This window comes from Candidatus Eisenbacteria bacterium (assembly GCA_035712145.1).
In the GTDB taxonomy this organism is placed as follows: domain Bacteria; phylum Eisenbacteria; class RBG-16-71-46; order RBG-16-71-46; family RBG-16-71-46; genus DASTBI01.
In genome coordinates, this window is record DASTBI010000213.1 from 1 (window position 1) to 1044 (window position 1044).

The following is a 1044-nucleotide window of genomic DNA, read 5'->3' on the forward strand; positions in this document are numbered from 1 at the left end:
CCAAAGCCCGATCTGCTCGCCCGCTGCTCCGATTTGGTCGATCTACCGCTGCTACGGCCGGCAGATCTCAATCCGTATGGCCTCGCCGTGATTGTCACCTCGCCTGATCCACGGCAGTGGCGCCACCTTTGTAACTACTCAACTGGGGGCGAGAACGGTCCTGCCGGATAGGACGGCATAGATGGCGTGGTAGGCGTCGATGCCACGCCGAGCGGCGGTGCCGACCACCGACTGGACCGCGGCGCATAGGTCCGGCCCCCAGGTTGACCGAAAGCCGCCAGTTACCTTGCGGTACACCACCATCGGCCGCAGATCACGCTCGCTGCCGTTGTTGTCCGGCGGCGCCTCCGGGTGCTCGAGGAAGGTGAACAGGCTATCGCGCACCGCGAGGTAGCGCCGGCGCAGCCGCTGAGCGTGGCGATGACTTGGCTGCAGCGCCAGAACCCGGTCCAGCTCCCGTTCCAGACGACGGCGGTATTCCCGTCGGGTGCTGGCCTTGAGCGCATGGCGGCGACGGGCGAGCACGACGGCCCGGAGCAGGAGCGCCTTCAGCCGCGGGGCAAAGACGGTGTCACCCGCCTCGACCGCATAGCCCAGGTCGCGCAACTGGTGCGCCAAGCAGACCTGCCAAAGGTCGGCATGGCCGCGCTGGGCGCTGTAGAGGTCGGACACCCAGATCGCCGGCCGGTGCCCGCCCAGCACCTCCCGCACCACCGCCCGGCCGCGGCTCGGCCGGATGACATGGATCACGACCTCATCGTTCCGGAACACCCAGTTCCAGCAGGCCCGGCCGTCGACCCGCACCGTGGTCTCGTCGGAACAGACCACCCGGGCACGCCGCAGGCGGGCGAGGATGGCGGCGGCCTCGTCCTCGAACCGCGGCTTGACGCGGCGGAACAGGGCATCCAGGGCGCCTTCGCTGATCGGCAGCACGAACAGGTGCAGGAAGAGACGGCTGAGCCGCCGGTAGCTGATGGCGTGGGTGAAGCGCAGGTAGAGCGCCAGCGCCAGGATCGAGACGCCGAACGGGGTGCCTTCCTCCAT

The 1044-nt window shown here is 68.8% G+C and carries 1 protein-coding gene; it reads right to left on the minus strand.

The window, feature by feature from the left end; translation table 11 throughout:
- Nucleotides 1-138 precede the first annotated feature (138 nt).
- Nucleotides 139-1044: IS66 family transposase (locus VFQ05_15150; GenBank protein HET9328102.1), on the minus strand; the 906-nt coding region annotated here is incomplete at its 5' end.